At 64.5% G+C, this 14,495-nt stretch carries 15 protein-coding genes; 4 read left to right on the forward strand and 11 right to left on the reverse strand.

Annotated elements, in window-relative coordinates; all coding sequences use genetic code 11:
- Positions 1-67: 67 nt before the first annotated feature.
- On the forward strand, positions 68-559 hold the full coding sequence (locus G3574_RS07510) for a hypothetical protein (protein WP_163961611.1): 492 nt from the start codon (positions 68-70) through the stop codon (positions 557-559).
- A gap of 66 nt (positions 560-625) precedes the next feature.
- On the forward strand, positions 626-1,027 hold the full coding sequence (locus G3574_RS07515) for a hypothetical protein (RefSeq protein ID WP_163961613.1): 402 nt from the start codon (positions 626-628) through the stop codon (positions 1,025-1,027).
- 13 nt (positions 1,028-1,040) lie between these two features.
- Here the strand turns inward: G3574_RS07515 and G3574_RS07520 are convergent, their stop codons facing one another.
- From G3574_RS07520 to G3574_RS07570, 11 genes are all read right to left on the reverse strand, one after another.
- Complete coding sequence (locus G3574_RS07520; RefSeq protein WP_163961615.1) at positions 1,041-2,111, reverse strand: flavodoxin family protein; 1,071 nt, start codon at positions 2,109-2,111, stop codon at positions 1,041-1,043.
- A 92-nt stretch (positions 2,112-2,203) separates the two neighbouring features.
- Positions 2,204-3,433: an imidazolonepropionase gene (gene hutI / locus G3574_RS07525; protein ID WP_163961617.1), complete on the reverse strand. Its 1,230-nt coding sequence runs from the start codon at positions 3,431-3,433 to the stop codon at positions 2,204-2,206.
- Positions 3,426-3,998 carry a HutD/Ves family protein gene (locus G3574_RS07530; RefSeq protein ID WP_163961619.1) on the reverse strand — a complete coding sequence of 191 codons (573 nt, stop codon included), beginning with the start codon at positions 3,996-3,998 and terminating at the stop codon, positions 3,426-3,428. The genes hutI and G3574_RS07530 overlap by 8 nt, the downstream gene beginning before the upstream one ends.
- Positions 3,985-4,974 carry a formimidoylglutamase gene (gene hutG / locus G3574_RS07535; RefSeq protein WP_205609691.1) on the reverse strand — a complete coding sequence of 330 codons (990 nt, stop codon included), beginning with the start codon at positions 4,972-4,974 and terminating at the stop codon, positions 3,985-3,987. Before hutG ends, G3574_RS07530 begins: the two co-directional genes overlap by 14 nt.
- A gap of 13 nt (positions 4,975-4,987) precedes the next feature.
- A complete protein-coding gene (hutH, locus tag G3574_RS07540; protein WP_163961621.1) occupies positions 4,988-6,529 on the reverse strand; it encodes a histidine ammonia-lyase in 1,542 nt (513 codons plus the stop codon).
- A gap of 233 nt (positions 6,530-6,762) precedes the next feature.
- Positions 6,763-8,481, reverse strand: a complete 1,719-nt coding sequence (gene hutU / locus G3574_RS07545; RefSeq protein WP_163961623.1) for a urocanate hydratase — start codon at positions 8,479-8,481, stop codon at positions 6,763-6,765.
- 16 nt (positions 8,482-8,497) lie between these two features.
- Positions 8,498-9,202: an ABC transporter ATP-binding protein gene (locus G3574_RS07550; protein ID WP_163961625.1), complete on the reverse strand. Its 705-nt coding sequence runs from the start codon at positions 9,200-9,202 to the stop codon at positions 8,498-8,500.
- Positions 9,195-10,007, reverse strand: coding sequence for an ABC transporter ATP-binding protein (locus G3574_RS07555; RefSeq protein ID WP_163961627.1), 813 nt, complete (start codon positions 10,005-10,007; stop codon positions 9,195-9,197). Before G3574_RS07555 ends, G3574_RS07550 begins: the two co-directional genes overlap by 8 nt.
- A complete protein-coding gene (locus tag G3574_RS07560; RefSeq protein WP_328804757.1) occupies positions 10,004-10,861 on the reverse strand; it encodes a branched-chain amino acid ABC transporter permease in 858 nt (285 codons plus the stop codon). The genes G3574_RS07555 and G3574_RS07560 overlap by 4 nt, the downstream gene beginning before the upstream one ends.
- 2 nt (positions 10,862-10,863) lie before the next feature.
- Positions 10,864-11,727, reverse strand: a complete 864-nt coding sequence (locus G3574_RS07565) for a branched-chain amino acid ABC transporter permease (RefSeq protein WP_163961629.1) — start codon at positions 11,725-11,727, stop codon at positions 10,864-10,866.
- Positions 11,728-11,813: 86 nt separating this feature from the next.
- Positions 11,814-12,968, reverse strand: a complete 1,155-nt coding sequence (locus tag G3574_RS07570) for an ABC transporter substrate-binding protein (protein WP_205609692.1) — start codon at positions 12,966-12,968, stop codon at positions 11,814-11,816.
- A 190-nt stretch (positions 12,969-13,158) separates the two neighbouring features.
- On the opposite strand from G3574_RS07570, the gene hutC reads away from it, so the two are divergent.
- Together hutC and nudB are read left to right on the forward strand one after the other, a co-directional pair.
- On the forward strand, positions 13,159-13,896 hold the full coding sequence (gene hutC / locus G3574_RS07575; RefSeq protein WP_163961631.1) for a histidine utilization repressor: 738 nt from the start codon (positions 13,159-13,161) through the stop codon (positions 13,894-13,896).
- Between the two features lie 61 nt (positions 13,897-13,957).
- A complete protein-coding gene (gene nudB, locus G3574_RS07580; protein ID WP_163961681.1) occupies positions 13,958-14,452 on the forward strand; it encodes a dihydroneopterin triphosphate diphosphatase in 495 nt (164 codons plus the stop codon).
- The last annotated feature ends 43 nt before the right edge of the window (positions 14,453-14,495 follow it).

Raw genomic sequence — 14,495 nt, forward strand, 5'->3', positions numbered from 1 at the left:
GGGCAAATTCCGAGGACCGGAGCAACTCATCCTCGAAACCATCTGTCGCCAATATTAGGAAATCAGCATGCCAATCAATCTCGGCTCGCCAATTCATCAGTCTCTTCTGTCACTCGATACGCAGGCAGCCATCAATCAGCATCTTCAGGCAAATGGCGGCAGGGCGCTGGGCATGGGAGAGTTCGAACTGATCGATACCGCGATCAAGAATGCGAAGCCCCTGCTGGGCCATGCCTTGGCATTCCTTGACGGAGATCGTGCCCTTGCAGTCGGTTCCTTCAAATCCATGATGAACGAGTTGCATGCGTCCATGGGGTTGCGTACCCAGATGAAGGAAAAAGGCCTGACGCTGTCCGATTTCGAATCCATCTTCAAAGGCACGCCCAGCCATCAGGCACTGGACGAAAAATACCATACGCAGCTGGATGAACTCGAACATCGGCTGAGCAATGGCAGCCTGAATTCCCTTGAAAAACAATTTGCCAAGATTTGCCTTTTTACCGCATACCAGCATGAATCGGTTCAGATCGCGCAAGGCGAGCGCGCGCACCTGGGATAAGTGCATCAACCGGACGACCGGGAGCCGTCGCTTTGACTTTCCCTCGATGCTTGAAGCGGAACCAACATGTCACTACACATGCATGAGAAATTGTTGTTCGCGGTACCCAACCATCTCCGTTCGCAAATCGTAGAGAGCGGAGATGGTTTCGTCGAGTTTCTTCATGAGGATCGTCCGATTCGACTTCGCATCGCAAGCCACGGCGACACATCGACGATCATGGGGTCTATTGCATGGCAAGACGTCTCGGTTGAACAGGAAGGCGCCTTGGTTCTCCTGGCAACGTATCTCAATTGCCAGGCGACCAGGCTAAGCGCCTTCCCCTTCTGGTTTGGCATCGACCTGGAAAACAAGATGATATTTGCTTACTTCGCCATTGGCGGAGAACACGCAACATCCGACCTGATCGTGGAAACCCTCTTGCGCACCTTGGACGTGTCGAAGCGGCTGGTCATCGAAGGGCAGTAGCACCTCGCCTCGGCTACTTCGGCCGAATCCGCTTCAACTCCCCATCCGGCTGCCGCAGCTGCCCGGCTCGCAGCTGCCGCACTGCATTGCAAACCGCCAGCGCCACGTTCCGCATCTCACCCTGTACCGCCACGTCGCCATCCAGCGTTTCGTGACTTTCCGCATACGGCTTGTAATATCCGATGTAGCGGTCCAGCCGCGCCTGCGGGCCGGCGTCGATCAATCCCATCCAGTCCAGCCAGTCTGACAACGCACGTCGCGTGCCTTCGATGCCGGCCACGTCGCCGTGGATCATCAGCCCGTAGGCACGTCCCGCAAGGTGTTTGGGATAATCCCAGCCTTCCATCTCGATCGCCTTGGCTTTCTCCGCATTCTTGCCCGAGGTCGACGTGGGGTCGGGATTCCCGCCGTCGGCGCACACCAGGCGGTCTATCATCAGCTTGAGGGCGCTCGGCGACTGGTACCAGTACACCGGCGAAATCATGATGATGCCGTGCGCCGACACCCATCGCTCGTAGATCTCGTTCATCCAGTCGCCGGTCTGGCGCAGGGAATAATTCGGATAGCAGCTGCACGGCCAGTGGCAGAGCGGCATGGCGGTGGAGACGCAGCCCTTGCAGGGATGGATGTGGCGGTCATAGTCCGAGATGAGCAGGCTGAGGTCGAGCACGTCCACCTCGATGCCCTCCGCCTCCAGTTCCATGCGCGCGATCTGCGTGAGGCGGTAGCTCTTGGACATCTCCCCCGGGCAGCTGCCATCGTTGCGATCGGAACCGCAGATGATCAGTACGCGCGACGCAGTCCTCGGATCCTTCTGCCGCTTTTCCGCCGCCTTCAGTTTCTCGCTTGCCTCGCGCCATTCCACCGACAGGTCGTAGTCAGGGTCGGCGTAGCCTTGCCCCGCCTTTTCCGTGCGCAAGGGCTTGCGTCCATGCGCATAGTTGTCCCAGGCGACAGCTTCGATCTGGTCGATGGCCTGTCGCACGCCATCGTAGGACGACTGCTCGAAGGTGGACAGGAAACGAATGCGGAATTCATCGCGGCCGAGCTTGGATGGCGCCTGGCCGGTTCGTGGTTTGGTCATCGGCTTCCTCGAAGGAAAGACTGCGTAAAGTGCGTCTTCCTTATGAGTAAGACAACGCCTGGAAGTTGCCGGAATCGCCGATTTTTTGAGCGTTAGAGAAGATCCACTCGCCGCGCCTTGCCTGCCGTCACGACGGAACGGCATGGTCGCCCACCAATCGCATACGCCAGTTCGCCGGGGCTCGCCACGTCCCACAAGGCCATGTCGGCGCGCCTCCCGACCGCCAGCAAGCCGGTCTCTGCCGCGATGCCCAAGGCCCTTGCCGCGTGGCTGGTGACGCCCGCCAGCGCTTCCAGCGGCGTCATGCGGAACAAGGTGCAGCACATGTTCATCGCCAGCAGCAACGAGGTCATGGGCGATGTGCCGGGGTTGCAGTCGGTGGAGATCGCGATCGGCACGCCGGCCGCGCGCAAGGCTTGCACCGGCGGCAGCTTCGTCTCCCGCAGGAAGTAGAAGGCGCCGGGCAGCAGCACCGCGACCGTGCCGGCCGCGCGCATCGCCGCGATGCCGGCCTCGGACAGATGTTCGAGATGGTCCGCCGACAGGCCGCGGTACTTCGCTGTCAACGCTGCGCCGCCCTGGTCGGAAAGCTGCTCCGCATGCAGCTTCACCGGCAATTCCAGACTGGCGGCGTGCTCGAATACCCGCTCGGTCTGCGCCGCGGTGAAACCGATCTTTTCGCAGAACGCATCGACCGCATCCACCAGGCCCTCTTCCGCCAGCGAGGGCATCATGACTTCGCAGACGAAGTCGATGTAATCGTCGGCGCGGCCGGCATACTCGGGCGGCAGGGCATGGGCGCCGAGGAAGGTCGTCATCACCCGCACCGGCAGCTCGCGGCCGATGCGCCGCGCCACGCGCAGCATCTTGCGTTCGCTTTCCAGGTCGAGGCCGTATCCCGACTTGATCTCCAGCGTGGTCACGCCTTCCGCGAGCAGCGCGGCCACCCGCCGCAGGCTCGCCGCATAGAGTTCGTCTTCCGACGCGGCGCGCGTGGCGTGCACCGTGGACACGATGCCGCCGCCGCGCCTGGCAATGTCTTCGTAGCTGGCGCCATTGAGCCGGGCCTCGAACTCGTCGGCGCGGCTGCCGCCGTAGACGATGTGCGTATGGCAATCGATCAGGCCAGGTGTGATCCAGCCACCCTGGCCGTCATGCACCGCATCGGCGCGGTGCGCCGGCAAGTCTGAATGCTTTCCAAGCCAGGCGATCCGGCCGTCCTTGACGGCGATGGCGGCGTCGCGGATCTCGCCATAGCCGTCGCTCATCGTGGCCAGGTGAACGTTTGTCCACAAGGCATCCCAATGCAGTTGTTCAGACATGTGCTTGTCCTTCGAAAAATCGTGCAAGGAAAAATGTGGCGGTGGTCCGCGTTGAAAATCGCAGGGTGTCGACGACGTCGACCTGCAAGGCTTCCCCGGCTTGCACCGTCATCGTGCCGCACGTGATGCTGCCATGAAGGCAGAATGCCAGCGCCCCGTCGGCGCCGCCCAATGTCAGGTCGCCTTGCAGGCGGATGCGTTCGAGCGCATGGCGCCACTGTGCGCGCCGTGTCATGACATTGAAGTCGGTGACGGGACCGCCGGCCAGCGATGCATGAATTTCCGCTTCGCCCTGAAAGCGGAACACCGGACTCGACGGAAGCAACACCTGCTCCGGCATGGCTGGCCCGGCGATACGCAGGCCGGCGCCATCGACGATGGCCAGCGAACGGTCCACGCCGGGAAAGGCGGAGAAGGGTCCATCCGACGCCACGCTGGCCATGCTGACGCGCCAGCCGAAGCCATCGATGCCGGCGCCGTGCGGATGCACCGCCAGCTGGGTCGTTGTTCCCCCGCCGTTCTTCCACGGCATGACGGAGAAATCCGACGCGCTAAGCTTGCGCATCTTCCGTCCGGGCCGCGCAGTAGGCATCGGCGATGCGCGCGACCAGGCGAGCGGCCACGCGCGCAGTGCGCTGGTCGATGTCATGTGCGGGATTGAGTTCGGCGATGTCGGCCACGCGCAGCTTGCCGCTGCCAGCCACCGCATCGACGATGGACTCGATCACCTCGAGCGATACGCCGCGCGCGGCGGGAGCGCTCACGCCCGGCGCCGTGGCCGCGGGCAGCACGTCGAGGCAGGTGGTGAAGTACACATGATCGACGCCGGCAAGGAAGTCCTGCACCGAATGCAGCGTTTCGCCCAGGTGCAGCAGGCTCATCTCTTCATCGAGGCGCCAGCGGACACCGAGCTTGCGCGCGCACTCGAACAGGGCTTCGGTATTGCCGAAGCGGCTGATGCCGAGGCAGCAGTAGTTGAAGGCCCAGCCGCGGCTGGCACAGTCCTCGGCGATCTGCCGGAAAGGCGTGCCGGAACTTGCCTGCTCGGCCATGCGCAGGTCGAAATGCGCATCGAGGTTGATCACGCCGATGCGCGGCACACCGGGCCGGGCCGCGAGGTGCCGCGCCAGTCCGCTGAACGAACCGAAGGCAATCTCATGGCCGCCGCCAAGAGCGACCGGCAGGCGGCCGCAGGACAGGATGTCGTCGATGCGCGCGGCCAGTTCCTGCTGCGCCTCTTCCAGGCCGTCATGATCGCCTTGCTGGCGGGGAGCGATGTCGCCGGCATCGACGATGGACCGGCAGGCATGCACCGGCATGTTGCCCAGGGCGGCGCGCGTGGCGGCAGGGCCCTTGCTGGCGCCGATGCGGCCATGGTTGCGGGCCACGCCGGCATCGCAGGCGAAGCCGACGAGGGCAATGCCCTTGCCGGATGGGGCCGCCAGTTCCGGCGAGACGACCTGGTGCCAGCGCTTGCCCGCTTCGCCTTCCAGCGCGTCGACCCGTCCTCGCCACTGCTGCATGTCAGCTTGCGTATGCATGGTGATTCCTCGCTTAGTCCGGATACAGGCCGTTGAACAGGTCCTTGCACGACAGGCTGGTTTCGCCGGACAGGACCATCCGCTTGGCAGCCTCGATGTCTGGCGCGAACAGGCGGTCCTTGTCATAGAAGGGGACGCGGGAACGCAATTGCTCGTGCACCTGCTTGAGCATCGGCGAGGTCAGCAGCGGACGGTGGAAGTCCACGCCCTGCGCGGCGGCCAGCAGTTCGATGCCGATGATGGTGGCGGTGTTGTCGGCCATCTCGTGCAGGCGGCGGCCGGCGAAGGTCGCCATGCTGACGTGGTCCTCCTGGTTGGCCGAGGTCGGCAGGCTGTCCACGCTCGCCGGATGCGCCAGCGACTTGTTCTCCGACGCCAGGGCGGCGGCGGTGACGTGCGCGATCATGAAGCCGGAATTCAGGCCGGAGGACGCGACGAGGAAAGGCGGCAGGCCGGACAGCGTGGCGTCGATCAGCAGCGCGATGCGGCGCTCGGAGAGGGCACCGATTTCCGCGATCGCCAGCGCGATGGTGTCGGCGGCGAAGGCCACGGGTTCGGCGTGGAAATTGCCGCCGGAAATGACGTCGCCTTCCTTGGTGTACACCAGCGGATTGTCGGTGACGGCATTTGCTTCGGTGAGCAGCGTGCGCGCCGCATTGGCAATGATGTCCAGGCAGGCGCCCATGACCTGAGGCTGGCAGCGCAGGCTGTACGGATCTTGCACGCGCTCGTCGTTTTCGAGGTGCGAGCGGCGGATCTCGCTGCCGGACAGCAGCGTCCGGGTGATCTTCGCCACCGCGATCTGGCCGGGCTGGCCGCGCACCGCGTGCACGCGCGGATCGAAGGGCGCATCGCTGCCCTTGGCGGCATCGACGGAAAGCGCGCCTGCCACCGTTGCCGCTTCCAGCATGCGCTCGGCATGGAACAGGCCATTCAGAGCCAGCGCGGTCGACACTTGCGTGCCGTTGATCAGCGCCAGGCCTTCCTTGGCCGCCAGCGTGACTGGCGGGATGCCGGCTTGCAGCAAGGCCTCGCGCGCCGGCAAGATCTTGCCGTCAACGCGAACGTCGCCTTCGCCCATCAGCGCCAGCGTCATGTGCGACAGCGGCGCGAGATCGCCCGAGGCGCCGACGGAACCTTTCGCGGGAATGCATGGCATGACGCCGGCGTTGTAGGCGGCGATCATGGTGTCGATGACCGTGGCGCGGATGCCGGAAAAGCCGCGCGCCAGGCTGCCTATCTTCATCGCCAGGATCAGGCGCACCACCGCGTCGTCGAGCAGCGGGCCGCTGCCCACCGAATGCGAGAGGATCAGGTTGCGCTGCAGCTGTTCGAGCTGGTCATTGGGAATGTGTGTCTTGGCCAGCTTGCCGAAGCCGGTGTTGATGCCGTAGGCCGGTGCGCCGCGTTCCACGATCTTGCTGATCATGGCGGCGGAGGCATTGATGGCGTCGTATGCGCCGGCGGCCAGCTCGATGCGGGGCGCGGATTGCCAGATCTGGCGCAGGTCGGCGAGCTTGAGCTGGCCGGGAGTGATGGTGAGGGTGGTGGTCATGGGGATGTCGATCCTTTTGTCAGTGCCAGGTTCCCTCCCCTTCAAGGGGAGGGTTAGGGTGGGGATGGGGTTCTTTCGAGCTGCAAGGAACAGAATTGAGTTCGCTGGCGATATGGATGCCGTTCTTTGCTTGCTTTCGGTGTTAAAGCTGTTCTTTACTCGCGACCGAAACCCATCCCCACCCTGGCCCTCCCCTTGAAGGGGAGGGGATCATAATGCGGCGCTTTGCGCGCTTACTTCACCATGGGCAGCGTCAGCCCAAACCGCTTCGCACACGCCACCGCCTGCTCATACCCCGCATCCGCATGCCGCATCACGCCGGAGGCGCAGTCATTCACCAGTACCCGCGCCAGCCGCTTCGCCGCCGCGTCCGTGCCGTCGGCAACGATCACCATGCCGGCATGCTGCGAATATCCCATGCCCACGCCGCCGCCGTGGTGCAGCGACACCCAGGTCGCGCCGCCCGCGGTGTTGAGCAGGGCGTTGAGCAGCGGCCAGTCGGACACCGCGTCGGTGCCGTCGCGCATGCCTTCGGTTTCGCGGTTCGGACTGGCGACCGAGCCGGTGTCGAGGTGATCGCGGCCGATCACGATCGGACCCTTCAGCTCGCCATTCTTCACCATCTCGTTGAATGCCAGGCCCGCGAGATTTCGCTCGCCCAGGCCGAGCCAGCAGATGCGCGCCGGCAGGCCCTGGAAGGCGATGCGGTCGCGCGCCATGTCGAGCCAGTGGTGCACATGCTTGTTCTCCGGGAAGAGTTCCTTGATCTTGGCATCGGTCTTGTAGATGTCTTCCGGATCGCCGGACAGCGCCACCCAGCGGAACGGACCCTTGCCCTCGCAGAACAGCGGGCGGATGTAGGCCGGAACGAAGCCGGGGAAGTCGAAGGCATTCTTCACGCCGGTGTCGAAGGCCACCTGGCGGATGTTGTTGCCGTAGTCCACCGTGGGAATGCCCATGGCGTGGAAGTCGAGCATGGCTTGCACGTGCGCGGCGCAGGACTTCGCCGCATCGGCCGTGAGGCGCGCATGCTGCGACGGATCCTGCTGTGCCGCCTTCCATTGCTCGACGGTCCAGCCCATCGGCAGATAGCCGTTGATCAGGTCGTGCGCGGAGGTCTGGTCGGTCACGAGGTCGGGCTTGATGCCGCCGGCCTGCGCGCGGCGCACGAGTTCGGGCAACACCTCCGAGGCATTGCCCAGCAGGCCGATGGAAACGGCTTCCTTGCGGGCGGTATGGTGCTTGATGAGCGCAATGGCATCGTCGATGTCCCTTGCCTGCTTGTCGAGGTAACGGGTGCGCAGGCGGAAGTCGATGCTGCTCTGCTGACATTCGATGTTGAGGGAAACCGCGCCGGCCAGCGTGGCGGCCAGCGGCTGCGCGCCGCCCATGCCGCCAAGGCCGGCGGTCAGGATCCAGCGTCCCGCCCAGTCATCGTTGAAGTGCTGGCGGCCGGCTTCGACGAAGGTTTCATACGTGCCCTGCACGATGCCCTGGCTGCCGATGTAGATCCAGCTGCCGGCCGTCATCTGGCCGTACATGAACAAACCCTTGCGGTCGAGTTCGTTGAAGTGTTCCCAGTTGCCCCATTTCGGCACGAGGTTGGAGTTGGCCAGCAGCACGCGCGGCGCGTCTTCGTGGGTCTTGAACACGCCGACCGGCTTGCCGGACTGGATGAGCAGGGTCTCGTCGTCGTTCAGCTCCTTCAGCGTGGCGAGGATCTGGTCGTAGCATTCCCAGTTGCGCGCGGCGCGGCCGATGCCGCCATAGACCACGAGGTGCTTCGGGTTCTCGGCCACTTCGGGATCGAGGTTGTTCTGGATCATGCGGTAGGCGGCCTCGGTCAGCCAGCTCTTGCAGGTCTTTTCGCTGCCGCGGGGCGCGCGGATGACACGGCTCTCGTCCCAGCGCGGATCGTTGTTTAGTTTGCTCGCTTCGGTCATGGAGTTCATGGTGTTTTCCTTATCATCAATGCAGGCCGAGATAGGCCGCGGTCAAGTCGGAGTTGTTGCGTGCGTCGTCCGCGCGGCCTTGCCAGACGGTGCGGCCGGATTCCAGCACGCAGACGTCGTCGGCCACGGACAGCACGCGGTCGGTGTTTTGTTCCACCAGCAAGATAGTCATGCCGTCGGCGCGCAGCTGCTTCAGGGCGCTGTAGCAGAGGTCGATGACTTTGGGCATCAGGCCAAGGGAAAGTTCATCGATCATGATCATGCGCGGACGGGTCATGAGGGCGCGGCCGATGGCCAGCATCTGCTGTTCGCCGCCGGACAGGTTGCCCGCCAACGAATGCAGTCGTTCCCCGAGGCGGGGAAAGAGGCCGAGCACGTAGTCGCGGTCCTGCCGGAAGCGGGCAGCGGGCTGGACCAGGCCGCCCACGCGCAGGTTGTCTTCCACGCTCAGGTCCTTGAACAGGCGGCGTCCTTCCGGCGAAATGGCGATGCCTCGCCGCACGCGCTGTTCGGGCGCTAGCATGCCGATGTCCTGGCCGTCGAAGCGGATGCTGCCGCCCTTGAGGCCAACGTGACCGGCCACGCACATCAGGGTGGAAGACTTGCCGGCACCGTTCGCGCCGATCAGGCCGGTGATGGTGCCGGGACGCAGCGAGAGCGAGAGGTCGTGCACCGCTTCGAAGGCGCCGTAGCCGCAAGACAATTGTTGAAGTTCAAGCATGGCGCACTCCTTGTTCGGCGTGTTGCATGGCCTGGCTTTCCGCTAGCGTATCGCCGCCAAGGTAGGCGGCGCGCACGGCGGGATCGTTCATCACCTGGCGCGGGTCGCTGACGTCTTTCGCGATACGTCGGCCGTTGTCCAGCACGACGAGGCGCTGGCAGATGCGCATCACTTCGCCGAGGTTGTGCTCGATCAGCACGATGGTCGTGCCCTGGCGGTTGATGTCGGCGATGGTCTCGGCCAGCGCGTGCGCTTCCTTGGAATTCAGTCCGGCCAGCGGTTCGTCGAGCAGCAGCAGCTTGGGGCGGAGCGCCAGGGCGCGCGCCATCTCGAGACGCTTGAGCACGCCCAGCGGCTGGATGCCCGGCTTCTGCGCAGCATGCGCGGCGATGCCGACCAGCGCCAGCATCTCGCGGCCGATGCGCGCTTCCTCTTCCTGCGACACGTGCATCAGCGCCTGCAGCGGCGACGCGGTGCGCGCGGCGCCGGCCGCCAGCGCCACGTTGTCCAGCACCGAGATGTCGCGCAACGGCTTCACCAGCTGCTGCGACAGGGCCAGCCCCTTGCGGATGCGCTGGTGGATGGGTAGGCCCTTTAGGCTTTCGCCAGCAAGGCGGACGTCGCCTTCGGTGGCGCGCACCACGCCGGTGATCGCGCGCAGCATGGTGGTCTTGCCGGCGCCGTTGGGGCCGATCAGGCCGAGCAGCTCGCCGGGCAGGACGTCGAAGGAAACCTTGTCGATCGCGGTGAGTCCGCCGAAGCGCACGGTCACCTGGTCGACCTGGAGCAATGGTGCGGCCTTCATGCGCCACCTCCGTTGCGTTGGGTCCGTTGCACGACACGGGTGACCATCGCCGCCATGCCGCCGGGCGAGAAGCGCATCATCAGGAACAGCAGGCCGCCGTACACCAGCAGCTTGTAGTCGCCGATGAACTGGAACCATGCCGGCAAGGCGCTCATGACCGCAGCGCCGATGGTCACGCCGGCGACCGAGCCGATGCCGCCGACCACGACCATGGACAGCACCGTCACCGATTCCACGAAGCCGAAGCTGTCCGGGCCGATGAACTTCAGGTGCTGGGCATAGAGGCCGCCGGCAAGGCCCGCGAGGGCGGTGCCGATGGCGAAGGCCGCAAGCTTGTAGCGCGGCACGTCGATGCCGAGCACGCGCATGGTGTCTTCGTCTTCCGCCACGCCGTTGAACACCCGGCCCATCCACGACTTGCGGATATAGAGGCAAAGCGCGGCGGTGGCTGCCGCCAGGACGACGCTGAAAACCATGAAGCCGGTCTTGGACAAGCCGGAATCCGGGATCGCCGACACGCCCAGTTCGCCGCCCAGCCAGTCCTGCTGGCGCACGATGCCGACGAACAGGAAGCCCACGCCCATGGTGGTGATGGCGAGGAAGTCGGCGCGAACCCGCAGGCTGGCAAGACCGACGACGACGCCGATCAGCCCGGCGAGCAGCATCCCCAGCGGCAACGTTGCGATGAAGGGCAGGCCGGCTTTCGACAGCAGCGCGGACAGATAGGCGCCGATGCCGAGGAAGGCCGCGTGGCCCAGGCTGATCTGGCCGCAGAATCCGGTGATCAGGTTGAGCGACAGGGCAAACAGCACGCTGATCGCCATCGAGGTCAGGAGGGAAATTTCATATTCCACGGTCAGCTCCTTGCGAACAGGCCTTGCGGGCGCAGCATCAGCACCGCGATCAGGAAGGCGAAGGCGATGGCGTTGCGGTCCAGCAGCTTGCCGAGGTAGATGGTGCCGAAGGATTCGACCACGCCAAGCACCAGCGCCGCCAGCAGCGTTCCGCGCACCGAGCCCATGCCGCCCAGCACGATGATGGCCAGTCCCTTGTAGGAAGGCACGCTGCCCATGGTCGGTTCGACCAGGTTGTTGAGCAGCGCCACCCAGACGCCGGCGAAACCGGCAAGCGCCGAGCCGACGAAGAAGTTGAGGTCGCGCACCTGGCGCAGGCGGATGCCGAAGGACTCCGCCATCTGCGGATCGGAAACGGTCGCCTGGCAGGCGACGCCGACGCGGGTGCGGGTCTGCAGGTAGCCGAGCAGGCCGATGATGGCGGCGGTGCTGACCATGACAAGGATTTCCGCCTGCTTGAACTGCAGGCCGCCGAACAGGCTGACCTGCTGCTGCAGCGGCGGCGCCTGGTAGGACAGGCCGGAAGCGCCGAACAGGATGCGGAACAGTTCTTCGAAAGCGATGTAGAGACCGATGGAAGCGATCAGCGCCACGAAGGGAGGCTGCTTCAGCATCGGTTCGTAGCAGAGGCGGTACATGGCGATGCCGGCGATTCCGGCAACGATCATCGCCACGGCAAAGCCTAGTGCGAGGCTGCCGCTGGCATTGGTGACCATGACGCCGAGGTAGCCGCCGAGCGTGAACAGCGCGGCATGCGCGACGTGCAGGATGCGCAGCAGGCCGTAGACCAGCGTCAGCCCGAGCGCGACGAGCGCGTAGATGCTGCCCTGGACCAGGCCCTGCGCGGTAAGCTCGAGGAAGAGCATGATGAATCCTTGGATAGGTGGATCGCCCTCCTCCGGGTCTCCCTCCCCTTCAAGGGGAGGGGACGCGAAAGGAAGGAAAATTGAAGTTACTTCGCCGGCTTAGAAGGCGGCGTCAGCATCGGACCCGAGATTACCGAATGCCGGTGGAAGGACTTGTCCTTCACCACCTGCACCTGCACGTCCTTCTTCACTTCATGCAGGTCGTTGAAGGCCAGCTTGCCGATCGGGGTGTCGAAGCTGCCGCTGGTAAGGGCATTCTTCAGCTCGTCGCCGCCCTTGCCGTTGGTCTTCTTCAAGCCTTCGATCAGCACGCTGGTCGCGGTGTAGGACGAGGCCGCCACCATGTCCGCGTTGCTGCCGGTGGCCTTGTGGTAGTCCGCCAGGAAGGTCTTCGTTGCCGCGGAATCGGAATCGCGGTCGAGCGAGGTGGTGACGTACACGCCTTCGGAAGCCGGGCCGGCGATTTCCATGAACTTGTCGGAGTCGTAGCCTTCCTGGCCGATGATGGGCGCGGTCACGCCGGCGGCGCGGAGCTGGCTCACGAGCGGGCCGGCGGTGAAGTAATAGCCCGACGCATAGATGACGTCCGGGTTGTCGGACTTGAGCTTGGAGACCAGCGCGCCGAACTGGCGGTCCTGCATGCCGTATTCGTATTCGCCGGCGACCTGCAGGCCGAGCTTGGCTGCGCCTTCCTTGAAGCCGGCGGCGAGCGCCTGGCCGAAGTCGTTCTTCAGCGTGACGAGGCCGACCTTCTTCTTGCCAAGGTTCTGCACAAGCATCGCGCCGGCGCGTCCCTGGACTTCGCCCATGGCCGAGACGCGGAACATGTAGTCGCCGGTCAGGGTAATCTCGGGATGGATGGCATAGGCCACCACGTAGGGCACCTTGGCCTGCTGGAAGATGCCTGCGGCGGCGCGCGTGGAGCCGGAGTAGGAACCCGATACCGCGCCAACGACCTTGTCCTTTTCCACCAGCTTGGTGGCGACCGGCACCGCTTCCTTGGCGGATGCCTGGTCGTCGTAGATCACGAGTTCGAGCTTCTGGCCGGCGACGCCGCCCTTGGCATTGGCCTGCGCCACGGCCAGCTTCGCGCCTTCCAGCGCGGACTTGCCGTCAGCCGCCGCGAAGCCGGTCAGCGGAACATTGAAGCCGATCTTGATGTCGGCGAAGGCCGGGGCGGCGATGAAAGCGGAAGCCACGGCGGCAACCATGTACAGCCTGGCGGGACGGGAAAGCGTCATCTTCTTGTCTCCATTGAAATGAGGTAATGAGCGGCCATCGGGCAGGGTGAGGCAGGGAAAGCGCCAGCCGGCCGCCACACGCACACTATAAGTTGTATAGACAACTTGCGCAAGACTTGACGCAATTGACCATACAAATTATGGTGGCGGTAACGATTGAAATAATGGAATGCCAGCAGGAGCACGTTGCATGAAGGAATCAGGCGAGGACATCGCTGCGCAGGAAGAACCGGCCCGCATACCCGCGTTTCTGCACATCAAGAACACGCTGCTTGCGCAGATACAGTCGGGTCACTGGAAGGAAGGCGACGCCATTCCTTCGGAGCAGGCGCTGGCGAAGGAATTCGGCGTGTCGCGCATGACGGTCAACCGGGCAGTGAAGGAACTGACCGACGAACAGATCCTGACGCGCGTGCAAGGCTCGGGCACCTACGTCGCGCAGCACAAGTACCAGGCGACGCTGGTCGAGATCAGGAGCATCGCCGAGGAGGTGCGCGCGCGCGGGCATGCGCACCGCAGCGAATTGCACCGCCTGGAGCGGGCCCGGGCAAACGAGGCGCTGGCGGCGGCGTTCGGCCTCAAGTCCGGCCAGCCGCTGTTCCACTCGATCATCGTGCACTTCGAGAACGAGATCCCGATCCAGGTCGAGGACCGCTGGGTCAATCCCGAGGTGGCGCCGGAATACATGCAGCAGGACTTCTCCGTCCTCACGCCGAACGAATACCTGATGGCGGCCGCGCCGCTGCAGGGCGTGAACTACAGCATCGAAGCGCTGTGTCCGCCGAAGGACGTGGCTGACATGCTGCAGATTTCCGCGCGCGAGGCTTGCCTCGTGCTCAAGCGCCGCACCTTGTCCAAGGGACAGGTGGCGTCGGTGGCAACGATGTGGCATCCGGGAAACCGCTACCAGTTCGCGGGCAGCTTCTGAACTTTCCGCGCGGCCGGCGCGCCTGGTTTACCATGGCGGGATGGCAACGACGACCCCGCGCATGGACAAGCCCTACAAGATTCCCGAATCGGTCCTGGTGGTGATATACACCGCCGACCTCGACGTGCTGCTCATCGAACGCGCAGACAAGCCCGGCTTCTGGCAGTCGGTCACCGGCTCGAAGGACAGCGCCGGTGAAGCGCTCTTCGACACCGCCATGCGCGAAGTCTTCGAGGAAACCGGCATCCGGGTTACCCCGGGAGAATGCCGCGCCCCGAACGAGGTGCCCTCGCATCACCTGCGCAACTGGCAACTTTCCAATGTCTACGACATCTACCCGGTGTGGCGGCATCGCTACGCGCCCGGCGTGACGCGCAACACGGAACACGTGTTCGGCCTGCTGGTGCCGCGCGACATCCCGGTGGTGCTCGCGCCGCGCGAGCATGTCGACATGCTGTGGCTGCCCTGGCTGGCGGCGGCGGACAAGTGCTTTTCACCGTCCAACGCCGAGGCCATCCTGGAATTGCCGCACCATGCCGGACCGGATTCGAACTAAGGACGCTCCGGGGCCATGCCCCGCATGACGGACCATGTGAACG

The sequence above is a fragment of the Noviherbaspirillum galbum genome (assembly GCF_010974945.1).
Classification (GTDB): domain Bacteria; phylum Pseudomonadota; class Gammaproteobacteria; order Burkholderiales; family Burkholderiaceae_D; genus Noviherbaspirillum; species Noviherbaspirillum galbum.

Bases quoted from the DNA above. Each gene is read 5' to 3' on its own strand.
- G3574_RS07530 (WP_163961619.1), bottom strand. From the start codon at position 3,998: ATGCGCAAGCTTAGCGCGTCGGATTTCTCCGTCATGCCGTGGAAGAAC.
- G3574_RS07550 (WP_163961625.1), bottom strand. From the start codon at position 9,202: ATGCTTGAACTTCAACAATTGTCTTGCGGCTACGGCGCCTTCGAAGCG.
- G3574_RS07515 (WP_163961613.1), top strand. From the start codon at position 626: ATGTCACTACACATGCATGAGAAATTGTTGTTCGCGGTACCCAACCAT.
- G3574_RS07555 (WP_163961627.1), bottom strand. From the start codon at position 10,007: ATGAAGGCCGCACCATTGCTCCAGGTCGACCAGGTGACCGTGCGCTTC.
- hutU (WP_163961623.1), bottom strand. From the start codon at position 8,481: ATGAACTCCATGACCGAAGCGAGCAAACTAAACAACGATCCGCGCTGG.
- G3574_RS07510 (WP_163961611.1), top strand. From the start codon at position 68: ATGCCAATCAATCTCGGCTCGCCAATTCATCAGTCTCTTCTGTCACTC.
- hutI (WP_163961617.1), bottom strand. From the start codon at position 3,433: ATGTCTGAACAACTGCATTGGGATGCCTTGTGGACAAACGTTCACCTG.
- hutG (WP_205609691.1), bottom strand. From the start codon at position 4,974: ATGCATACGCAAGCTGACATGCAGCAGTGGCGAGGACGGGTCGACGCG.
- G3574_RS07565 (WP_163961629.1), bottom strand. From the start codon at position 11,727: ATGCTCTTCCTCGAGCTTACCGCGCAGGGCCTGGTCCAGGGCAGCATC.
- nudB (WP_163961681.1), top strand. From the start codon at position 13,958: ATGGACAAGCCCTACAAGATTCCCGAATCGGTCCTGGTGGTGATATAC.
- G3574_RS07570 (WP_205609692.1), bottom strand. From the start codon at position 12,968: ATGACGCTTTCCCGTCCCGCCAGGCTGTACATGGTTGCCGCCGTGGCT.
- hutH (WP_163961621.1), bottom strand. From the start codon at position 6,529: ATGACCACCACCCTCACCATCACTCCCGGCCAGCTCAAGCTCGCCGAC.
- hutC (WP_163961631.1), top strand. From the start codon at position 13,159: ATGAAGGAATCAGGCGAGGACATCGCTGCGCAGGAAGAACCGGCCCGC.
- G3574_RS07520 (WP_163961615.1), bottom strand. From the start codon at position 2,111: ATGACCAAACCACGAACCGGCCAGGCGCCATCCAAGCTCGGCCGCGAT.